The sequence below is a fragment of the Bacteroidota bacterium genome, from assembly GCA_016706865.1.
GTDB lineage: Bacteria > Bacteroidota > Bacteroidia > Chitinophagales > BACL12 > UBA7236.
The window spans coordinates 2,316,511-2,337,948 of the sequence record JADJIS010000003.1 but is presented as its reverse complement, the minus strand read 5'-3'; the positions used below and the strand labels follow the sequence as shown (position 1 = coordinate 2,337,948).

Here is a 21,438-nt window from a genome sequence, read left to right as displayed (position 1 = left end):
AAATAATTATAACGTGAATTGCCTGCATAAAATCTCTTTAAATTTTGCGTAAATAGGCGCCCGATTGGGTATGGAATTCCACAATTTTAGTTTGAAAATTTGCACTTTTCCTTCAAAGATGTAAGTATATCAGTGGTTAACTGTTGTGGAATGTGGATTGTATACCACTTAGGATAATAAATTAAGTTAACCCAAAAATTATTTTATGAAAAAAGCTGGTTTTCCTACTATTTGTGCGGCAGTGATGTTAATTATTGTCTCCTGCACAGATGTTATGGCTTCGGATCCAATTTCTGTTAGCTATTTAACTGATTCAAATTTTGCCAAAGATGAAGATGGTGATGGGGTAAAAGATAAAAATGATGAGTGTCCAGGCACGCCTGGCGGAGTTGTAGTAGATAATAAAGGTTGCCCTGTAGACAATGACCTGGATGGAGTTGCCGATTTTTTAGACAAATGTCCCTCAGTTATGGGAGCGGTTGCATTAAACGGTTGTCCAGATAAAGACAATGACGCAGTTGCAGATATTGATGATAGTTGCCCTGAAGTTCCCGGTCTTGCAAGATTTATGGGTTGTCCCGACAGTGATGGTGATGGAATTGAAGATGCAAAAGATAAATGCCCGAACGCAAAAGGTCTGGATCTTTTTAAAGGTTGTCCGGATACAGATGGAGATGGTGTTGAGGATGCTATGGATAAATGTGCTGATTCTAAAAAAGGAATTAAAGTGGATGCAACAGGATGTGTTGCTGATTCTGATCGTGATGGTATTGCAGATTCAGAAGATAAATGTCCAGACACACCAAAAGGTATTAAGGTAGATGCAAAAGGTTGTTCCTCTGATACTGATGGAGATGGAATAATTGATAGTGAAGATAAATGTCCAACTACAAAAGCGGAAGGAACAACAAATGGTTGTCCTGTAATTAAACCTGATGTAAAAAAACGTCTTGATTTTGCTGCCAGAGGAATTTTATTTGAATCGGGAAAAGCAACATTAAAACCAAGTTCTTATGATATGCTGGATGAAGTGATCAGTATATTAAAAGAATTTCCGGATTATGATTTAAAAATTGGCGGACATACCGACAGTGAAGGAAGTGATGAAACTAATATGCAGTTATCTCAAGCAAGAGTGGATGCTGTTAAGGCATATTTACTCAGTAAGGGAGCTTCTGGAAATAGAATGGAAGCAACTGGTTTTGGTGAATCAAAACCCATTGCAACCAACGACACTGCTGCCGGAAGAATGGAAAACCGCAGAGTGGAATTGGAATTATATCTCAAAAAATAAAAATATATATCATGATGCACTTACCAATTTTATAGTACATATAGATTTCAATTTAATGCTGGCAGCTTGGGTAATTCCAAGCTGCTTTTTGTTTATCGATGCTTTGTAAAATTATCTTCTATTGTTAAACCTGAAATTCTTTTAAAAGAAATATTTACATTTGTGAATAGCAGGAAAAAACATGTGGATTAAACCCAATAGATCCGGTAACTATCATATTTCCACGGTCTTTTATAAGATGTTGTGTATTTGCTTTTTGCTGCCCTGTTATTTTACCTCATATTCACAAAAATTCATTCTTGAAGAATTTGGTTCCAAGCAAGGGATTGCAAGCGCAGAGATCTACACCTTATTTCAGGACGAAGGTGGGTATTTGTGGATGGGTACGAGGTTAGGAGTGAGTAAGTTCGATGGACTTCGTTTCACCAATTATAACGGAAGTAATGAAAAACGTTTTGGTAAGGTATTTTCCATTACACAAGATGAAGATCACTGTATTTGGATTGGTGCTGAAAATGGCCTGTTTTTTTATTTTGCAAATGAGATTAAACAAATTAAGTTCGATAAGTCGTTTCCCGATCCGTGGATTTATTCTGTGCATTGCGCGGATGGGAAATCACTTTGGATAGGTACTGCAAGCGGCCCGGTTTTTTTAGATAAAACACTCGTTGATAAAGTTAAGAATGGTGATGTATTAAAATATAAACTGTTTGGCAATTGGCAAAACTTTGGGGATCCGGGTAATCAGGTTTTAAAGATCACAAATAACAATTCGGATATTTATTTTGGAACAAGAGGTTCGCTTATTAAATACGACGGAACTCAATATTCGTTGTTATGGCAAAGCAGGGAAGCTCGTTTAGAAGATGTTTCGGAAATTGAATTCTCTGAAAATAATGTTATTTATTTAACCACACGTTCCGGTTTTAATTATGAGATAAGTGAATCGAAAGTTGATACGCTTGATGAATTGATTTTTAGCGGCGGTATAGATCGTTTTTCTGAGGGGCATTATTATTTATTGGCAATTGACAAACTATTTGAAATTAAGAACGATAACCCAAAACAAGTTTATGACCTGGCATTAAAGGGATATGAAAATTTAACGGATATTTTAGTTGACAAAGAAAAAAATATATGGATAAGTACCTGGGAGGGCCTTGTTAAATTAAGAAGAAATATTTTCGTGACATTTTTTCCCAGTGAAAATGAAAATTTAAACGATATCTTCTCCATAACTCAGGCACCTGATGGTAAAATGGTTTTTGGGGGAAACAGAGGGAATGTAATCACATATGATGGTTCAGGATTTAAAAAATATTTGCCCGGTGATCTGAAACCTTGGAATTTTTCCGAAATATTTGGAATGTATATTAATAATGATGGTTCAATTTGGTTTGGATCCGGATATGAGGGGATCAGTATTTATAAAAATAACAGGATCACCAATTTTGATGAAAATAAACTTGGAGATACACACGGTCAGGATTTTTATTATGACAATAATGGTAAATTTTATTGCCTTACAGAGGGTAAATTAACGCAGATATTAAATGAAAATACTCCCGAAAATATCTCTTTTAAAGACTTTAGTTGGCCCGTTTATTACGGAGGCCAGTATATAAAATTATTCGACCAGGCTGTTCTCCCCAATAATGATACTTATTTCGCTTCGAATTTTGGATTGATCTACTTTAATGGTGATACACTGGTTAAAGCAAATTCCAACGATCTCGACCTAAACGGGGCAATTATTACTTCTTTGGAGATTGATAACAACAAAAACCTTTGGTTGTCCACCGGAAATTTCGGCGTGTTTCATGTTCGTGTGAATGGGGATAGTGTTTTTATTATAGAAAAATTTAATAAAGAAAATGGATTACTGGCAGATGCTGTTTTGGATTTGCTTCGGGATACTAAAGGAAACATATGGGCTGCACATTATAACGGATTGTCATTGCTTCAAAAAAATGGAGATTCCTGGAAGGTCATAAAGCGTGTGGATGAATCAGAAGGTTTTCTTTCTGTTGATTTTACTTATATTAAATTGGCGGAGGATAAAGTTAACAATTTAATGTGGCTGGCAACAACCGGTGGTGTGCAGTTTTTTGATCCGGCGGAATTGCAGTTTAATAAATATGATGCGAATCCTGTAATTGGTAATGTTTTATTATTTAATGGAGCTTTTCGCATGCAGGAGTACTCCTCCGGAATAAAAAATTTTAATGGACTCTTTCTCGAACCAAAATTACCGCATAATAAAAACAGTATCACTTTTAAGTTCCAATCCGTTTCACTTACAATTCCTGCAAAAAATAAATGTCGATATCGATTGTTAGGATATAGCTCAACCTGGAATATGGCTGCGGGTCTCGATGAAATTACTTTTGCTGCACTTGCTCCCGGAAAATATGAATTTGAATTGCAGGCTGCAAATAACGATGGAATATGGAGTTCAAAAACAGATAGATATGTATTCATCATAAATAAACCATTTTGGGCAACCTGGTGGTTTATTATTTCTGCAGTATTACTTACGGCACTTTTGAGTTTTGCCATTTATCGGTATCGACTCAACCAACTTCTGCAGATAACAAGTATCAGAAATAAAATTGCCGGCGACCTGCACGATGATATTGGATCCACCTTAAGCAGTATCAGAATGTATAGTGATATAGTGAGTGAACAGGTGCAAAATAAAAATCCCGAGTCTATCCCCTTGCTTCAAAAAATGGGAGATAACTCCAAAGAAATGATTGAAAATATGAGTGATATTGTTTGGGCCATAAAACCTGCCAATGATGCTTTCAAAAATATAGAAAGCAGAATGTTCAACTTTGCTGTTGAATTGTGTAATGTTAAAAATATTCAACTAATTATGCAGAAAAACGTTACCTTGGAAAGCATAAAAATTCCAATGGAACAAAGAAGGGATCTATATTTGATTTTTAAAGAGGCAGTAAATAATGTTATAAAATATTCAAATAGTACAAAATTGAATATCGAATTTTCAAAAAGCGGGCATTTTCTTATTATGATAATTGAAGATAATGGAAAAGGATTTGACCCAAATCAACATAAGAAAGGAAATGGGCTTGAGAATATGAAAAAGCGTGCAAATGATCATCATGGAATCCTGGAAATAAATTCGTCCATAGGTTCAGGCACAAAAATAATATTAAAAATGCCACTCAATTAATAACGAACTGTAAATAGTTATTACTACTGTTAACGGAAGGAATGCTAATATTAAAAAATTATTTGTTAAAGTATAGAATGAAAATTAAGATATATATTATTCAGGTTTTGCTCGTTGTGATGTTTTTACCATTGCAGGTGTCTGCACAATTAAATGTAGATTCGTTAAAAAGAGTTGTATTTCATTCCAACAATGAGGAGGCGTTGATGAGCGCTTATAATGATTATGCCTATTTATTGTATAGGTCGCAGGCCGATTCTGCAATTTATTATGCAGAAAAGGCTTTGAGCATTGCAGAAAAACTCAACAGCAATAAAGAAATATTTTCAGCTTATAATCTTCTTGGTCTTGCCTGGCAAACAAAAGGCTCCTATAATCTTTCGATAGAATATTTTAAAAAAGAACTTGAATATCTTCCCGAAAATGATTTGAATAGAGCTAAAACCTATCATAATATGGCGCTTACCTATCGGTTTTTGAATAACAATAATGAAGCGCTTACGCATGAAGTAAATGCACTCAAGATATCGGAGAGTAATCGCGATTCGGTTACTGTCGGTGTTATTTATCAAACCATGTGCAATATTTACAGAGACATGGAGGACTATGAACTTGCCGAGAAATATATTTTAAAATCCATCGACATTTTCGAAAAGGTAAAAAATACCGGTATCGATAACCGCCTTTCCATGTTGGCTAATGCTTACAGTAATTATGGAAACATGCTTCAAAAAACCGGTAGGTTAACTGAAGCAGTTGAAAATCACAAAAAAGCTGCAATACTTCAAAACGAATCGGGTGATCTTTACAACAAAGCAATTGTATATGAAAATTTAGCCGATGATTATAAATTTATGAAAAGATATTCTGATGCTCTTATTAACTATACTCTTGCAAAAGATATCATGCAACAATTAAATTCGGAAACGGATGTTGGTTATGAAATTATGAAAATTGCAGAAATTTACAAGGAAACAGGAGAATATAGTTTGGCATTGGCAAACCTTGATTCTGCACTTAATATCTTTACCAGAAATAATGCCGATGCTTACCGATTGGATGTTTATAACAGTAAATATAAAGTTTATGATCTGATTGGCAATACGGAATTAGCACTGCAATTTTATAAAAAATATAATGTTCTAAAGGATAGTTTGAATACAGAAAGTAAAAAACTTGAACTGTTGCGATTAAAAGAGGAATTTGAAGTAACACAGAAGGAACAGCAAATTGTATTATTGGAAACCGAGAATGCTTTGAAGGATAAAGAAAAACAGGTTCAGATCGTTTTTAGGAATATCGCTTTATTTTTGATAGGGATCTTATTTATTTTCGGAATTTTACTAATAAACCGTTATCGCATCAACCAGAAGGTTAAACAATTGGAAATAAGAAATTCCATCGCGGCTGATCTGCACGATGATATTGGATCTACCCTGAGCAGTATCAGAATGTATAGCGAAATTGTAAGTGATCAGGTAAAAGAAAATAATCCGGAATCCATTCCATTACTTCAACATATGAGTGAAAACTCTAAAGAAATGATGGAAAATATGAGTGATATTGTTTGGGCAATAAAACCGGCGAACGATGAATTTAAAAATATTGAAAGCCGCATATTCAATTTCGCCACGGAGCTGTGTAATGCCAAAAATATATCATTGGATATTGAGCAGAATGTAAACCTTACCGGCTTTAAACTTCCGATGGAAATACGGCGTGATCTTTATTTAATTTTTAAGGAAGCCTTGAATAATGCTGTTAAGTATTCAGCATGTTCGAAAATTGTAATTGCCTTCAAAAGGGAGGGTAACTTATTTGAAATGCAAATAATTGATAATGGTATAGGGTTCAATCTTTCCAATTTAAACGAGAATAAGGTTCTAAAACCCCGAATGAATGGTAACGGGCTCAAAAATCTTAAGCTTCGAGCGGAAAAGCATAATGGCAAGTTAACAATCGATTCTTCCCCGGGAAAGGGAACCAGAGTAATATTATCCATTCCTATCCCATGATTGTGGTATTAATCGTTTGTGAAACTCAGTTATCTTTGCTATAATATCTGAAGTATGAACGATATAACAGTAGCAATATTTGAGGATAATAAACACCTGCGTGAAAGTTTATTCTATCTTATCAATGGAACGCAGGGCTTCAGCTGTGTAGGTGCTTACCCCGATTGCAGCGATCTTCTTTTTCAATTGCGAAAAAACACTCCTGATGTTGTGCTCATGGACATAGAAATGCCCGGAATAAGCGGAATTGAAGGAGTTAAACTCATTCGTGAAAACTTTCCAACCATCCACGTTTTAATGCAAACTGTTTTCCATGATGACGAAAATATTTTTAATGCAGTATGTGCCGGAGCCTCGGGTTATATATTAAAATCCACCTCTCCTGCAAATTATGTGGAATCTATCCGCGATGTGAAAAACGGTGGCGCTCCAATGACCGGTTCTATCGCGCGGCGAGTTTTGGAATTGTTTCAGAAGGGAATAAATCCTGTGAATCAAACCGACTATCAACTTACTGCTAAGGAAAAAGAAATACTACAGCAAATGGTGCAGGGAAAAAGTTTCAAAATGGTTGCCGATGCTTTAAATATTACTTATGAAACGGTGAGAACGCATATGAAAAGTATTTATAATAAATTACACGTTAATTCCAATACCGAGGCAGTAAGCAAAGCAATTCGTGAAAAAATTGTTTAATTATTCACTATAGTTTTAACTATTTATTTTTTTCGAGGAGATGTAGTCTTCCACAATTTTATTGTGGTCAAATGCAAGATCACCAATATCTTTTATTGCAATTTTAATACAGGAAGCGGCATCTGATCCCGGCTTCAGTTCGCCGCCAATAATTTTTGCTTCGTATGCAACTGAAATATAGCGCCCACGTGGGTCACGGAATGGATCACTGTATACACCTATTAATCGTGTTATCTGAATGTCGAGTCCGGTTTCTTCTTTTGCTTCCCTTACAGCGGTGATTTCCAACATTTCTTCATTTTCCATCTTACCACCTGGCAATGACCAGAAATCTTTAAAAGGTTCATATTTTCGTTTTGTTAAAACAATTTCTCCATCATCATACACAATAATGATATCTGCTGTCATTTGAACTTTTTCTCTCATCTCATGAATTTTATATTTTAGTAATTAACCGTTTATTATTTCACCTCCGTTGGGATGCAATACCTGACCTGTCATATAAGATGCATCATCACTTGCTAAAAATACAAATGATGGGGCAATTTCTTCTGGTTGTCCGGGGCGTTTCATTAATGTCTTTTTTCCAAATGATCTTATCCGGGCAGCTTCAAATGATGATGGTACTAATGGTGTCCAAACTGGGCCGGGTGCTACTGCATTTACGCGTATCCCTTTTTTTGCCAGTGCCTCGGCAAGGGATCGTGTAAATGATATAATAGCACCTTTTGTAGATGCATAATCAATTAAATGACCACTTCCGCGATATGCCGTGATTGAACTTGTATTTATTATGCAGCTTCCCTTTTTTAAATGAGAAACAGCAGCTTGGGTAAAATAAAAGTAGGAAAAGATGTTGGTTCGAAATGTTGTTTCTAATTGTTGCTCACTGATTTTCTTTATATCAGTTTGTGACCAATGTACACCTGCATTATTCACAAGTATATCAAGTTTCTTAAATTCTTTTATTGTTTGAGCAACACAATCAAAACAAAATTGTCTCAACATTATATTTCCGGATATTAAAAGACATTTTCGGCCATATTTTTCAATTGCTTTTTTAGTCACTTTTGCATCTTCATGCTCATTTAAATAAATGATACATACATCTGCACCCTCCTTAGCAAATGACACAGCAACCGCTCTTCCTATTCCACTATCGCCACCTGTAACCAAGGCAACTTTTCCGACGAGTTTACCTCCCATTTTTTTTCTTCGGCTAAATTTTGGTTTGGGGTGCATTTTTTCCTCAATTCCCGGTTTTTGTTGATGTTGCGCAGGCAATTTTTTAGGATATTTAATTTTTGCCATAATTTTATAATTTTTCCATCGCTTTTATTGCTTTTTCTAAATTAAAACCTTTGCCAATTACAGGTTTCCAAAGATCTCCAATTTTCGAAATTCTATCCATCATATTAAACATCGTAAAAAGTTTAGGAGTCAGGTCGGAATTTACTTCCTTCCACATTAAAGGAGCAGAAACTGTTGCATCCGGTCTTGGCCTAACACAATATGGCGCAGCCAAAGTTTGTCCTCGCCTGTTTTGTAAAAAATCGATATAGATCTGTTTTTTTCTTTTTTGTGGACTTCTGATCACACTCGTTGTTTCCGGTAATTGTAGATGAATAAAGTTCGCCACCAATTCTGCGAATGTTTTTATCTGGTCATAATTATATTTGGCTCGTGCAGGAACATAAATATGTAATCCGGTTGCACCGGAGGTTTTGCAATAACAATCAATCCCCAACGAATCAAATACCTGTTTTGTGAGTAATGCCGTTTTTACAACTTCCTTAAAAGAAATTTCTCCCGGATCAAGGTCAATTACCATCCAATCAGGGTGCTCTATATTTGTATATTTTGAATTCCATGGATTAATTTCAATGCATCCCAGATTTGCCATATACAATAGACTAGCCTCATTCTGACATAACATATAATCGATATTTTTATCCCCCGAATCGGAATGTATAGAGGCAGTTTTCACATAAGTCGGCAGGTTGTCGGGTTCCACATCCTTTTGATAGAAACCGGGTTTTGTAATTCCATTTGGAAACCTGTTTAAAGAATGTGCTCTGTCTTTTAAATATGGTAACATATAGGAGGCAACATTTTTATAGTATTCCAACAGATCACCTTTTGTATATTTTTCTTTCGGCCAATAAATTTTATTGGTATTGGTAACCTTTACAATGCCCCCTACCATTTTTATTCCGATAGTATTTGTGTTTTTTTCCTCCACCTTTTTCTTCGCACTTCCTGTTTTAATTTTTTTTGGGGAGATTTTGATACAGTAGAGTTTTTTGATTTCTTCTTTTTGGGATCTGTTATACTCTTAGTATCCTTTTTTGGATTTTCCATATAGATATTTTTTGGAGTTTTATCTGTTCTAAGTCCCATAAATACAGCATTACGAAGAATTCCGCCCTGTGTAAACATCGCAAATTTAACTTCACAAACCAATTTGGGTTTTAACCAGGTGGTTTTTTTTTTTAAAGGGACCACTTCAGTAAAAGGGGAGGAACTCTGTATTAAAGGTTCCATTTTTTTATAAGTATCAATCAAAATATCCTCCGTAAATCCTGTGCCGCAATTTCCTACATATCGAAGCTTATTTTTTTCATATACGCCCAACACGAGTGAGCCGAATTTATTTCGTGATCCAGTAGGTTCTGTAAAACCACATATAATAAATTCTTGTCGTTTGTGCGTTTTTATTTTTTTCCAGTTTGAACTTCTCCCTCCCGGAGTATAAATACTATGAATATCTTTTGCAATAATTCCTTCCAAATCTTCCTTTTTAGCTTTCTGAAAAAGAGCTGTGCCTTTTTCCTTTACAAAAGGGGCAAGTTTAATTTGTTTAAAAGAATATTTTTGAAAAACTAGAGATAAAAGTTGTTTCCTTTCCTCTAAAGTAAGTGAAATGAGTGATGTCCCGTTTAAATAAATAATATCAAAACAATAATACACCAATTTTCCTTTAGGTATTTGCGCAAATCGCTGAAGTAACTGAAATTCAACTTTTCCATTTTCATCTTCTGCGATCACTTCTCCATCCAGAATTACACAATCTTTAACCGAATTAAATTGATCAGCGATCTTACTGAATTTTGAATTCAACGACAATTTATTGCGCGATATTAGCTGCGTTTCACCATAATATATGGCAGCAAGTGTTCTATATCCATCGTATTTATTTTCATATATCCAATTGGGATCGTCAATTACGGAATCCACTAATTGTGCGAGCATCGGGTTTGCAATTTTTTTTACTGCTTCTTCAAAGTCTTTTTTTTTACTTTACCGGTTTTTACAGCCGATACTTTTATGGTTGCTTTGGTGGACCTTGATCTCGCCTTAGTGTTATTACGCACAGAAGTTTTTTTTGGTGTTTTGTCCTCTTTGCTTTTTTCGAAACTTTCTTTTAATTTTTGAGAAACGGGTTTAATTGGATCAATCTTTTCAATATCGTATTTTTTTGTGATCGCAAATTCGTCCTTCTTTTTTATTAATAACCAATTTTTTTCCTCACCCGTTTTCATCCTCACCAAGGCAAATGCCCCTGAAATGTTTTTTCCTTTTAAAATAATTTTTAGATCGCCTTTCTTTAAACCCTCCTTTAATATTTTTTCTTTAGTAGCTCCGGCTTTCTTTTCATAAGGAATGTATGTGCCTTCATCAAAAATTTCAACTACCCCTGCCCCATAATTTCCGGCAGGTATAATACCTTTGAATGTTCTATACTCATAAGGATGATCTTCCACCTCCACTGCCAGACGTTTGTCTTCCGGATTTAAGGATGGTCCCTTCGGAACAGCCCAACTTTTTAATACACCATCTAACTCTAATCTGAAATCGTAATGCAAACGGGAGGCATTATGTCGCTGAATCACAAACCGCAATTGTTTACCGGAAGCTCTCTTTGAACTTTTTGGTTCCGGTGTATTTACAAAATTTCTTTTTTTATCGTAATCGTTCAATTTCATGTCAGGATGCTTTTTTTCTCTTTACTGTAAGACTGGCCTTTAATTGATCCATCAGATCTTTTGATTTAACCGTAGTAGGAGTGAGTTTCCGAATTTTTGTTTTTTTACCCGCTGCCTTTGCTTTTATAATTTTTAATAACTCGGCAGAATAATCATCTTTAAAAGCGGAAAGATTAAATTTTCCGGAAAATTGTTTGATCAAAGCAAGAGCCATTTTTAATTCCGCTGGTTTTACTTCCGTTGACGCCGGAACCTTAATGTCGGATGATGCTCTTACCTCTTCCTGAAATCTGATCTTATTGAGTATTAAAATTTTATTTAATGGTTTTATTACACAAAGTGTTTCTGTATTTCTTAAAACAAATGTGGCAACTGCGATCTTACCCGATTTTTTTAATGCCTCACGCAATAAGCCATATGCTTTAAACCCCGACTTTTCCGGTTCCAGATAATAAGGAGTTTCATAGTAGATTGTATCAATTTCTTTTTCTAAAATAAATTGTTCTATTTCTATAAGTTTGGTTTTTTCGGGCGCCGCTTCCAGAAAATCTTCTGCTTCGAGTATCACAAAATCATCTTTATAAAAATAACCCTTTACAATATTTTCAATATCAACTTCTCTATTGGTATTTTCATTTACCTTTTTATATCTTATGCGGGAATGGTCTTTTCTATCCAGCATATCCAGGTCTAATGCGCTGGATGAAGTGGCACTATAAATTTTAATTGGAATATTTACCAATCCAAAGGCTATTGATCCTTTCCAAATCGATTTCATAGTTGAATATTTAATGAATTAAAAACGGAAATCAACTCGTGAATTAATATCCCTCTGTTGATTCCGTTTTGGTGATTAATTGCGCAATATATTAAATAAAATGAACAATTATTTATTCTGCAGCTGCTTCAGCATTTATTCTTTTGCCTTGCGCTATTTCAGAAAGTTTGGAGTCAGCTCCTTTTTCTTCTTCCAGTATCTCCAACAAAATTTTTGTTGCTTCTTTATGACCTAATACCTGCGCTAATGCAGCCAATCCACCATAAGCTGCAATTTCATAGTGTTCCACCTTTTGAGCAGCTATAATTATTCCCACATCGCGAGTTAAGGTCTGATCATCCGTTTCATGAATAATTTCTTCTACTTCCTCTACTAATCCATGCATTGCAACACATTTTTTGGAAACAGCATCTTCACCAATTGATTCAAATACCTGCTCCACTTTTTCCACTTGTTTTTTAGTTTGTAACCAATGTTCATGTAATGCCTTTTTCAATAGTGAGGTAGTAGCAGCTTCTTCCGCTACCGGTAATTTTTTTACCAAATATTTTTCTGCCCAATAAACATCTTTAAGCAGGTCAAGAAACAATTTGTTAAGAGCTCCTTCATCGTCAACATCTTCAGTAAGATATTCTGATTTTACCGTTTTTTTTTCAGTAGTTTCTGAAATGTCAGATCCTTCATTGTTTGATACTTCAGGCTCACCGTTGGTGCTCTCCGTAGTTAGAATTTTATTTGTTTTTTTCATATTTCAGCTTTTAATTGTAAAAAATAAAAAAAACACAATTATTATACCACCGGTTATCAGCGGTGAATGATTCGCAGTAGCTTGGCAATTAGCCGGTTAATGAGAAAATTTGACATCGACATGTGGAAATCAATCTACAGAATATGAGCTCTTATATTAAAAATTTAAATATCAATCTTCTGCTCTAACCTTTTGAATTATAATACATTAATCACACTTACCGATAAAATGGTATATAATTTGAATTTTCAAAATTATTAAGGTTTAACAAAATTATTTAAATAAAAAAAACAAACAATTATGGCTAATTCTAATCGAAACAGAGGTCCTAGAAATCGGGACACATTTCAAAACGAAACACAAAATAATAGAACTCGTCGCACCTATCATGATGATGATATGAGAGATGACGATGATTATGAAAATGAATATGATGATTTTGAAGAAGATGATGAAGATGATGATCGTGGCAATTATGAAACTTCAGGCAATTCTCGTCAGCGCCAGTCAAATCTAGGCGGAAGGAATGATGATAGAAGAAATGATTTTGATGATGAAGATTATGATGATGACCGTCGATACGAGCGCGAAAATAACACACGTGATTATAATGATCGTGATTTTCGTGATGATCGTTACGGAAGAAATGATGATGATAGAAGAACCAGTGAGAATGATCGCCGGTATATGACTAACCAAAACGGTAGAAGAAATGATGATTACGGTCGTAATTCTGAAAATGAAAATGGTCGCAGAAATTATGAACGTGATGGACAAGAGAATAGAAGAAGAGAGGATGATGACAGAAGAGATCATAACGACGACCGCAGAGGTTATAACGACGACCGCAGAAGTTATAATGATGACCGCAGAAGTTATAACGATGACAGCAGAAATTATAATGAAGACCGCAGAAGATACGATGATGACAGAGGATCAGATAATGGCGGCAGAAGGAGAAATGATAATTATGATACACAAAGAGAACGTTCCGAAACAAAACGTTACGGAAGTAATACGCGCGGATCAGGGGAAAACGACCGACGTGAATCAGGAAGTAATGGAAGGCGCGAATCAGAATCAAATGGAAGAATGGATTCAAACTCAAACGGAAGACGAGAATCAGGAAGTAATGGAAGGCGCGAATCAGAATCAAATGGAAGAATGGATTCAAACTCAAACGGAAGACGTGAATCAGGAAGCAATGGAAGACGCGAATCCGAATCAAATGGAAGAATGGAATCCAACTCCAACGGTAGACGCCAATCAGGAAGTAACGGAAGAGGAGAATCAGAATCAGACGGAGGACGAGAATCAAAATCTAATACCAGAGGAAAAGAAAATTCCGACTCAGGAGAAACTCGTCAGCGACGTTCAACTTCCGGAAGTCGTAATTCATCTTCGAGCTCCAATAAGTTGACTTCAGGTGGAAAAAGAACTTCTGCAACATCAGGTAGCAAAAGTGCAAAATCTACAAAAACACAAAAGCGCAAAAGTCGCTGATCTTAATTTTTATTAAATGATCACCCCACTCGAAAATTTCGGGTCGGGGTGTCATTTTTTTTAATTTACCCAAAATAAAATAGCCATTAATTACAAAATTAACGGCTATTGATAATACTGAATTTAAATAATCAATCCTCTTACTGAGCAGTGCGCACTTTTTTCGATTTTTTCGATTTTGTTGAATATGCAGCTAAAAGTCCTCCAAGAACTAAACCGCTGAGCACTGTTATTAAAATACCTTTTCCCATAATGTATTATTTTTTAAAAATGAAAATATTAATTATTAATATTTATGTAAATGAAATTATTATGCCAGTTCAACAAGTGCTTTTACTGTGGTCATAATTAGTTGATTTTGAACATTCTACTCCGGTATTTTAACAATGTCAATTTTGTTGTATGTAGAATTTTTACGCAAAACCTCTAGGTTGAATTGGAACAAGTGTAAAAAGTTCTCCTCTAAAGCGCCTCAGTTCCCACAATTGTGGTATTTCAAGGGTCTGATTATGATGCCATTTTTGTGTTCTAAAACTTCTAATATGAAAAAATTACTTACCACTGCATGCATTTTATTTGTTATCACTCAAATAAAATTATCCGCACAAACAAATACATTTCCTTTAACAGGAAGTGCAGGTGTTGGAACCCTTACTCCTAACGCATCTTCCATAGTGGAAATGCAATCGACCACACAAGGTTTATTGGCGCCCCGAATGACAAAAGCCCAACGTGATGCAATTGCCGCTCCGGCACAAGGATTATTGATATTCCAAACAAATGCTACTCCAGGATTTTATTATTATACCGGCGCTGGATGGGCAGCAATATCCACTAAAGGAGCAAATACGAGTTTGTCGAATTTAGGGGGTGCGGGAACAGCCATTAATCAAAATTTAACTCCAAATGCAAATAACACTTTAGATCTCGGTTCTTCACTATTAAATTGGAACGAGATATATGTTAATGCAATTAAATTTATGGATGGTTCAACGCAAACCACTGCCGGTGGAGGTGGGGGAACCTATACTGCAGGTACAGGAATTAATATCGCAGGAACTGTTATTTCAAACACAGGTGATATTAATGCTGCCGATGATGTTACCAATACAACAAATCATACTGGCGATGTAACTGGTTTATATAATAATTTACAGATAGGATCAGGTGCTGTAGGAACATCAGAAATTGCAGATGGAACAGTTTCATCTACAGATATTTTAAATGGAACAATTGCTGCGGCTGATCTAAGCGCTATGGGCGCAATTTCTGGTCAGGTGATGCAATATAATGGTGCTTCATGGATTGCTACAACTCCGGCAGCCGGGGCAGAATCTGACCCTCAGGTTGGTGCAATTACACTCAATAAAGTACCTAAATGGGATGGCACCGCATTAATTACAGGATCAATTGGTGATGAAAATGGAAGAATTGCAATGGGCGATTTTAATACGAATGCAAAAGCAACTTTTAGGAACCGCTTATCTGCTTTCAGCACAGAAGATATTGCCGTTTACGGTGTAGACCAAACAATTTCCGGCGCTACAACAACTATACATGCTAACGGAAATTTGGGTTACAATACTACCGGATTAATATTTTTTGATGCACCTGTTTCTCATTCAGGTGTTTGGGGAAGTGCGAACACCACAACCAGTTCTGCAGGTGTTTATGCAACCAACTCTTCTACAGGAACAAGTAATTATGGTGTAGTAGCTAAGAGTACTGGAGTTGGCACTACAAATTATGGAATTTGGGCTAAAGCCAGCGGAGCTTCAACAAATTACGCAGGTTTTTTTGATGGTGATCTGGTAGTGGAAGGAAATGATCAAATATTAACGGTTCAAGGAACAGATCCATATATACAAATGGTAAGCGGCGCTGAAGATGTTGGTTATTTAAGAGCCGATGGGGAAGATATTATGGTTGCTTTAAATGCAGGAAACGATGATGGTAAATTAATCCTCCGCACAAATGGTGTAAATAGAATGTACATTAACGACAATGGAGATATAGTTATGGGAAGTTCCACTGTTGTTCCTAAAGCAGGATATAAATTAAGTGTGGATGGCAAAGTTGTTTGCGAAGAATTACTCGTTCAATTAAGCCCTTGGCCCGATTATGTTTTCAAACCCGATTATAAATTGGCATCACTACTTGAGGTAGAACAATATATCCAAAAAAATAATCATTTACCTGGTATTCCAACTGCTGCTGAAGTAGAATCAGAAGGATTAAATGTAGGACAAATGCAACAACTTATGATGGAAAAAATTGAAGAGTTAACTCTATATATGATCGACCTCAAAAAGGAAAATGATGTGTTAAAAGCAGAAGTTGAAGCATTAAAGAAATAATTGTTCACTATTGTTAAATACTAGAAAATGAAACGAATTGAACATAAAATAAAACGGCTGCTTTGCACTGTTTTATTATTAGGATCCTTAAGTGCTTTTGCCCAAACTGTTCAGGTATTAGGTGGAGATAAACCTCAACTTCAATGCGTTACAGAAAAGGATTACCAAGATTATATGAGGCCTGCAATTGAAAAAAATATTGCAAGACTGCGCGAGGAAGGTAAACTTCACGCTGATGTTGCTGCAAAAATGGGAGGTGAAGTAAAATTTGCCTGGCCATTGAGAATGACTCCTGAATATCAGGCAATAGAAGGGGTGAATTCCTATTTTTATATTGGAAACTTTGCTGATCTTAATCATGATGAATATTACAGAACGGATTGGCAATGCAATACTGCAATATATGATGATTATTATTTTGGAGGCGCAAAAAATTATGATGGCCATAATGGTGCCGACATCGTACCATATCCATTTCCATGGCAAATGATGGATGATGAAAGTGTGGATATAATTGCAGCTGCTGATGGTCAGGTTATTCATATGTATACCGGAAATACTGTGGATAGAAATTGTGATGAGCCGCATACTTTTAATTACGAACCATTTAACGGTGGTTATTATGGAAATTTTATCGCTTTATTGCACGATGATATGTCCATTACCGTATATGCACACATGAAAACTGGAACAGTTGCAGATCTAGAAGTGGATGATTATGTTGTTGCAGGCCAATACCTCGGAAAAATGGGTAGTTCCGGAAATTCTTCCGCCCCACATATACACTTTGAATTCAGACCAACGGAATATTATTCCTATCAGGAACCATGGTACGATCCGGAAGGATGTAATGACGAGTTGGTAGAAAGCAGATGGATTGATCAAATACCATATTATGAACCTGAAGTATTAAGAGTATCTACACATAATGCGCTGCCCGTATTTAAAACATGCGCAGAGTATGAAGCCGGAAGTAATGAAACCGTTAATTTTTCGAATCACTTTACTACCGGTGAAGTGTTAATGATAAGTGTGGCAATGCGCGATTTCTTTGAGGGTGATGATCTGGATGTTGATATTATTTCCAGTGCGGGAGTTATTCTCCAAGATATGGATTGGGTAGCAACGTCCAATTATTATAAGGAAATTTTTTTATTCACTGAATCACTTACAGGTTATGCAACAGGCACTTATAAAATAAGAGTTACACATCAAGGTAAATTTTATTATCACTATTTTACTGTCAATTGCCCTGCTGCTGTAACCCTTACCGGAACACATACAGGTGTAAAAGGATATTTAAATGGTGATTATATTGCGTCTACTGCTACAATTTCCGGAGTTAGTACGAATGATGTTCTTTATGAAGCAGAAAATTACGTGAAATTAAATGTGGGTTTTAAAGCTACAATGAATTGTGAATTTAAAGCACAAGTAGACCCCTGCACTATTGGTGGATTAAAAGATGTACAAACAATCGTAGAAAATAATCAAATGTCAGTTTATCCAAATCCAAATTTTGGAAATTTTGAATTGTATTATTATTCTGATGTGCCTTCAGATAAATATTTTTTGATTCGCAATCTTGTAGGAGAAATAATTTACTCATCATCGAAATTAAATGACGTAAATCTTTTTACCGAACAAATTGATCTTTCTGATCAAGCGAAAGGAATTTATTTAATTGAATTTTACAATGGAAAATCAGTGGAAACTGCAAAAGTGGTAGTTCAATAATTAATTAATATACCATCAAAAAAAACCCTGCAAAAATAATTTGCGGGGTTTTTTTATAGGCAAGTCAATTAAGGGAAAAAAAATTCTCCAATTATTATCAGGTTGGTATTCACTCTCACCATTTTGAAATTGTTGCCCTTAAATAACCCACTTACCCACCACAAAATAAAATTAGGGTGAATAAAAAATATTAACATCAGGGGCCCATTGTAATAAATTTCCTTATTTTAGTTCCATATTTCGCTTAACCCAAACCCATGGAGAGCAAACTGTAATGCACACAATACGAAATGGGCTTTTAATTATTATTGCAATTGTGAGTTCCTATTCTGGTTTTTCACAGGCAACAGAAGCATGGTATATTCGCAGAACAGCCCCGGAACCTTGGACCTGGTGCCCTGTGCTCAATACCAATATCACCGAAATGGACAATGTTTTTGGTGTGGGGGGATGGAATTCCGGGTATTTTACCTCAGTAGATCCTGCTGTTGCTTTTGGTCCAACATCCAAATTCGTTTTTTTAGAAGGAGGGGATGATCATGCTATCGAACTCAAAAATTTCCTTATTACAAACATAACCACAATCGAAAATTGGGTTTATAATGGAGGCTCCCTGTTTTTAAATGCCGCTCCCAATGAAGGTGGTGATATTAATTTCGGATTCGACGGAACAACACTCGATTTCACTCCGGGAGTTTATATGTCCAATGCCGTTGCAGCCATTGTTACTCATCCTATCTTTCTCGGACCATATACACCTGCCGGCACTTCCTGGACGGGCACGTCATTTACGCATGCAAAAGTTACTGGAACTTGTCTTACAACTTTAGTAAAGGATGCATTTTCAACTAACATTGCTGCAGCTGAAAAACATTGGGGAGCAGGTTGTGTAATATTTGGAAGTATGACCGTTACAGGTTGGCATTCTCCTTTTACAAATGCCCGAAATATGAGGCAAAATATTTTTGTTTATCTATACGATTTTGTAGGAGTAATAGCAGGAGATTTTTCTTATCCCGATTCTATTTATTGCCAGGATGAACCGAATCCTTTTCCCATAATTGACCCCGGAGCCGATACCGGAATTTATACTGCAACACCAACCGGTCTCATCATTGATGATGTAACAGGTGAGATCGATCTCAGCCTCTCCACACCGGGAACATATGTTATTACAAATGGAGCCGTAATTGATTGTGTTCCTTCCTCTTTCACCTTAATAGTAGGAGATGATCCTGTTGCCAATTTTTCTTATTTGGGAGCACCCTATTGCGTGAATGAACCCGATAAATCACCGTTATTTCCGGGAGGAGGAACACCGGGAGCTTTTACTTCATCACCACCCGGGTTATCAATTAACCCCACAACGGGAACAATATTCGTAAGTGCTTCCACTCCGGGAACATATACTATTACAAATACAGTTACAAGTTTGTATTGTGGAGTTGCAACTCATGATGTAACAGTTGTTATTTTGCCAACCTACGATATTGTTTTTAACGCAGATATTTGTGATGATATAACCTATACACTTCCCGATGGAACAATTGTAGCAGCAACCGGAACTTATATTAATAACTTTTTAACAGCAGCAGGTTGCGATTCTATTATTACCACAAACCTGGTTGTTCATACAGCTTCATCCACAACTATTAATGCAGCAATTTGCAGTGGGGATACCTATATTTTACCTGACGGCACCACCACCGGAATTTCAGGAACTTATACCTTGAATTTTCCAACACCCTATGGATGTGATTCTATTATCACAACTATTCTCGATGTTAATGATATTTATGCTTACACAGTAAATGAATCAATTTGTTCCGGCGAAACATTTACTTTACCCGATGGAACAATTGCAAGTGTAACTGGCAGTTACGTTTCTAATTTAATTACAGCAGCCGGATGCGATTCTATTATTACAACACATTTAATGGTGTTTCCTGCCTATGCAGTCCCGGTAGCCGCATCAATTTGTTCAGGCGATATTTATACTTTACCTGATGGCACTACAACCGGTGCTGCAGGAATATATGTTACAATTCTTCCAACAATTCACGATTGCGATTCTGTTATTACAACAACAATTACAGTTGATCCCGTTTATTTACCTGTAATTAATGCACAAATTTGTGAAGGTGAATCTTATATCCTTCCAGGTGGAATTACAACAACAGTAAGTGGAACATATTTAAGTAATTTTATAACCGTTAATGGATGTGATTCCATAATTACGACTAATCTTATTGTTAATCCTTTACCTGTAATTAATTTTCCGATCGACAATATTGTTTGTCTGGAAGATATTCCTTTTACTTTATACGCATCACCATCAGGAGGAATTTATACAGGTAACGGAATATCAGGATCCACTTTCGATCCTCTAGCAGCAGGTGTTGGTGGCCCTTATCAAATTGATTATACATATACCGATGCTAACGGTTGCACTTCATCTTCCAGCGTATTTATAAGTGTTGATCAAAATTTTGCCGACGCGTGGGGCGACACCACAGTGTATGCAGGAGAACAGGCAGTTTTATACAGTGAAGCAGGTGGCGATTACTTATGGACACCACCAACACAAATTATTTGTGATTATTGTTCAACAACAAATGCTTACCCACTCGAATCAATTACCTATACCATAAATTCGATAAACGAAAACGGCTGTATTGCAAGCGATAATATGTTCGTTACTGTATTGCCAAATCCGGGTAATGGTGTGTTTATTCCAAACACCTTTACTCCGAATGGTGATAATATAAATGATTATTTCTTTGCATATGGATATAACCTATCTATGATTAAAAGTATGATGATATTTGATAGATGGGGTGAATTAATATTTTATAAAGAAAATATGCCCGAAGGAAGCGAAAGCGAAGGTTGGGACGGTACCATGGCGGGTAAAGAATTAAATGAAGGTGTATATGCCTTTGTTACCGAACTCACATTTAATAATGGTGTTACAACAGTTTTTAAAGGAAATATCACACTCATAAAATAAATTGTTATTTCTTAAAACCGACAATTAAAAGATGATAATTTTATCTTTTAATTGTTGGTTTTTTTTATGGTATTAAAAGATGTAATAATGGATCAGTGGTAAAAATTGGGGAGTG

Annotated in this window: 15 protein-coding genes; 8 read left to right on the top strand and 7 right to left on the bottom strand. The window is 35.8% G+C overall.

The window, feature by feature from the left end; all coding sequences use genetic code 11:
- Positions 1-205 precede the first annotated feature (205 nt).
- The 4 genes from IPI31_19240 (at position 206) to IPI31_19225 (ending at position 7,204) form a co-directional block, all read left to right on the top strand.
- Positions 206-1,294, top strand: coding sequence for an OmpA family protein (locus IPI31_19240; GenBank protein MBK7569954.1), 1,089 nt, complete (start codon positions 206-208; stop codon positions 1,292-1,294).
- 256 nt (positions 1,295-1,550) lie between these two features.
- Positions 1,551-4,493, top strand: a complete 2,943-nt coding sequence (locus tag IPI31_19235; GenBank protein MBK7569953.1) for a hypothetical protein — start codon at positions 1,551-1,553, stop codon at positions 4,491-4,493.
- A gap of 77 nt (positions 4,494-4,570) precedes the next feature.
- Positions 4,571-6,508, top strand: a complete 1,938-nt coding sequence (locus IPI31_19230) for a tetratricopeptide repeat protein (protein ID MBK7569952.1) — start codon at positions 4,571-4,573, stop codon at positions 6,506-6,508.
- A 54-nt stretch (positions 6,509-6,562) separates the two neighbouring features.
- Entirely contained in the window at positions 6,563-7,204 is a 642-nt protein-coding gene (locus IPI31_19225; GenBank protein MBK7569951.1) for a response regulator transcription factor, read from the top strand.
- Positions 7,205-7,219: 15 nt separating this feature from the next.
- Here IPI31_19225 and IPI31_19220 read toward each other — a convergent pair whose 3' ends face one another.
- The 7 genes from IPI31_19220 to IPI31_19190 all read right to left on the bottom strand — a co-directional run bounded on the left by IPI31_19220 (position 7,220) and on the right by IPI31_19190 (position 12,716).
- The gene (locus IPI31_19220; GenBank protein ID MBK7569950.1) at positions 7,220-7,630 is read right to left on the bottom strand and encodes an NUDIX hydrolase; all 411 of its coding nucleotides are present in this window, start codon (positions 7,628-7,630) and stop codon (positions 7,220-7,222) included.
- A gap of 24 nt (positions 7,631-7,654) precedes the next feature.
- Positions 7,655-8,515, bottom strand: coding sequence for an SDR family oxidoreductase (locus IPI31_19215; protein ID MBK7569949.1), 861 nt, complete (start codon positions 8,513-8,515; stop codon positions 7,655-7,657).
- A gap of 4 nt (positions 8,516-8,519) precedes the next feature.
- Positions 8,520-9,446 (bottom strand): non-homologous end-joining DNA ligase, encoded by a 927-nt coding sequence (gene ligD / locus IPI31_19210; GenBank protein MBK7569948.1) that lies wholly within the window; start codon positions 9,444-9,446, stop codon positions 8,520-8,522.
- Positions 9,413-10,456 carry a non-homologous end-joining DNA ligase gene (ligD, locus tag IPI31_19205; protein ID MBK7569947.1) on the bottom strand — a complete coding sequence of 348 codons (1,044 nt, stop codon included), beginning with the start codon at positions 10,454-10,456 and terminating at the stop codon, positions 9,413-9,415. The genes ligD (IPI31_19210) and ligD (IPI31_19205) overlap by 34 nt, the downstream gene beginning before the upstream one ends.
- A 17-nt stretch (positions 10,457-10,473) precedes the next feature.
- Positions 10,474-11,190, bottom strand: a complete 717-nt coding sequence (locus tag IPI31_19200) for a 3'-phosphoesterase (GenBank protein ID MBK7569946.1) — start codon at positions 11,188-11,190, stop codon at positions 10,474-10,476.
- Between the two features lies 1 nt (position 11,191).
- Positions 11,192-11,968 (bottom strand): Ku protein, encoded by a 777-nt coding sequence (locus tag IPI31_19195; GenBank protein ID MBK7569945.1) that lies wholly within the window; start codon positions 11,966-11,968, stop codon positions 11,192-11,194.
- 112 nt (positions 11,969-12,080) lie between these two features.
- Entirely contained in the window at positions 12,081-12,716 is a 636-nt protein-coding gene (locus tag IPI31_19190; protein ID MBK7569944.1) for a DUF892 family protein, read from the bottom strand.
- Between the two features lie 300 nt (positions 12,717-13,016).
- On the opposite strand from IPI31_19190, the gene IPI31_19185 reads away from it, so the two are divergent.
- From IPI31_19185 to IPI31_19170, 4 genes are all read left to right on the top strand, one after another.
- Positions 13,017-14,219, top strand: coding sequence for a hypothetical protein (locus tag IPI31_19185; GenBank protein MBK7569943.1), 1,203 nt, complete (start codon positions 13,017-13,019; stop codon positions 14,217-14,219).
- Between the two features lie 542 nt (positions 14,220-14,761).
- Positions 14,762-16,576, top strand: a complete 1,815-nt coding sequence (locus IPI31_19180; protein ID MBK7569942.1) for a hypothetical protein — start codon at positions 14,762-14,764, stop codon at positions 16,574-16,576.
- A gap of 27 nt (positions 16,577-16,603) precedes the next feature.
- Positions 16,604-18,313, top strand: coding sequence for a peptidoglycan DD-metalloendopeptidase family protein (locus IPI31_19175; protein MBK7569941.1), 1,710 nt, complete (start codon positions 16,604-16,606; stop codon positions 18,311-18,313).
- A 274-nt stretch (positions 18,314-18,587) separates the two neighbouring features.
- Positions 18,588-21,323, top strand: a complete 2,736-nt coding sequence (locus IPI31_19170; GenBank protein MBK7569940.1) for a gliding motility-associated C-terminal domain-containing protein — start codon at positions 18,588-18,590, stop codon at positions 21,321-21,323.
- Positions 21,324-21,438: the final 115 nt, after the last annotated feature.

Excerpts from the sequence above, each read along its gene's own strand:
- IPI31_19240 (MBK7569954.1), top strand. The coding sequence starts at position 206 with ATGAAAAAAGCTGGTTTTCCTACTATTTGTGCGGCAGTGATGTTAATT.
- IPI31_19230 (MBK7569952.1), top strand. The coding sequence starts at position 4,571 with ATGAAAATTAAGATATATATTATTCAGGTTTTGCTCGTTGTGATGTTT.
- IPI31_19225 (MBK7569951.1), top strand. The coding sequence starts at position 6,563 with ATGAACGATATAACAGTAGCAATATTTGAGGATAATAAACACCTGCGT.
- IPI31_19220 (MBK7569950.1), bottom strand. The coding sequence starts at position 7,630 with ATGAGAGAAAAAGTTCAAATGACAGCAGATATCATTATTGTGTATGAT.
- IPI31_19215 (MBK7569949.1), bottom strand. The coding sequence starts at position 8,515 with ATGGCAAAAATTAAATATCCTAAAAAATTGCCTGCGCAACATCAACAA.
- ligD (MBK7569947.1), bottom strand. The coding sequence starts at position 10,456 with ATGCTCGCACAATTAGTGGATTCCGTAATTGACGATCCCAATTGGATA.
- IPI31_19200 (MBK7569946.1), bottom strand. The coding sequence starts at position 11,190 with ATGAAATTGAACGATTACGATAAAAAAAGAAATTTTGTAAATACACCG.
- IPI31_19195 (MBK7569945.1), bottom strand. The coding sequence starts at position 11,968 with ATGAAATCGATTTGGAAAGGATCAATAGCCTTTGGATTGGTAAATATT.
- IPI31_19190 (MBK7569944.1), bottom strand. The coding sequence starts at position 12,716 with ATGAAAAAAACAAATAAAATTCTAACTACGGAGAGCACCAACGGTGAG.
- IPI31_19185 (MBK7569943.1), top strand. The coding sequence starts at position 13,017 with ATGGCTAATTCTAATCGAAACAGAGGTCCTAGAAATCGGGACACATTT.
- IPI31_19180 (MBK7569942.1), top strand. The coding sequence starts at position 14,762 with ATGAAAAAATTACTTACCACTGCATGCATTTTATTTGTTATCACTCAA.
- IPI31_19175 (MBK7569941.1), top strand. The coding sequence starts at position 16,604 with ATGAAACGAATTGAACATAAAATAAAACGGCTGCTTTGCACTGTTTTA.
- IPI31_19170 (MBK7569940.1), top strand. The coding sequence starts at position 18,588 with ATGCACACAATACGAAATGGGCTTTTAATTATTATTGCAATTGTGAGT.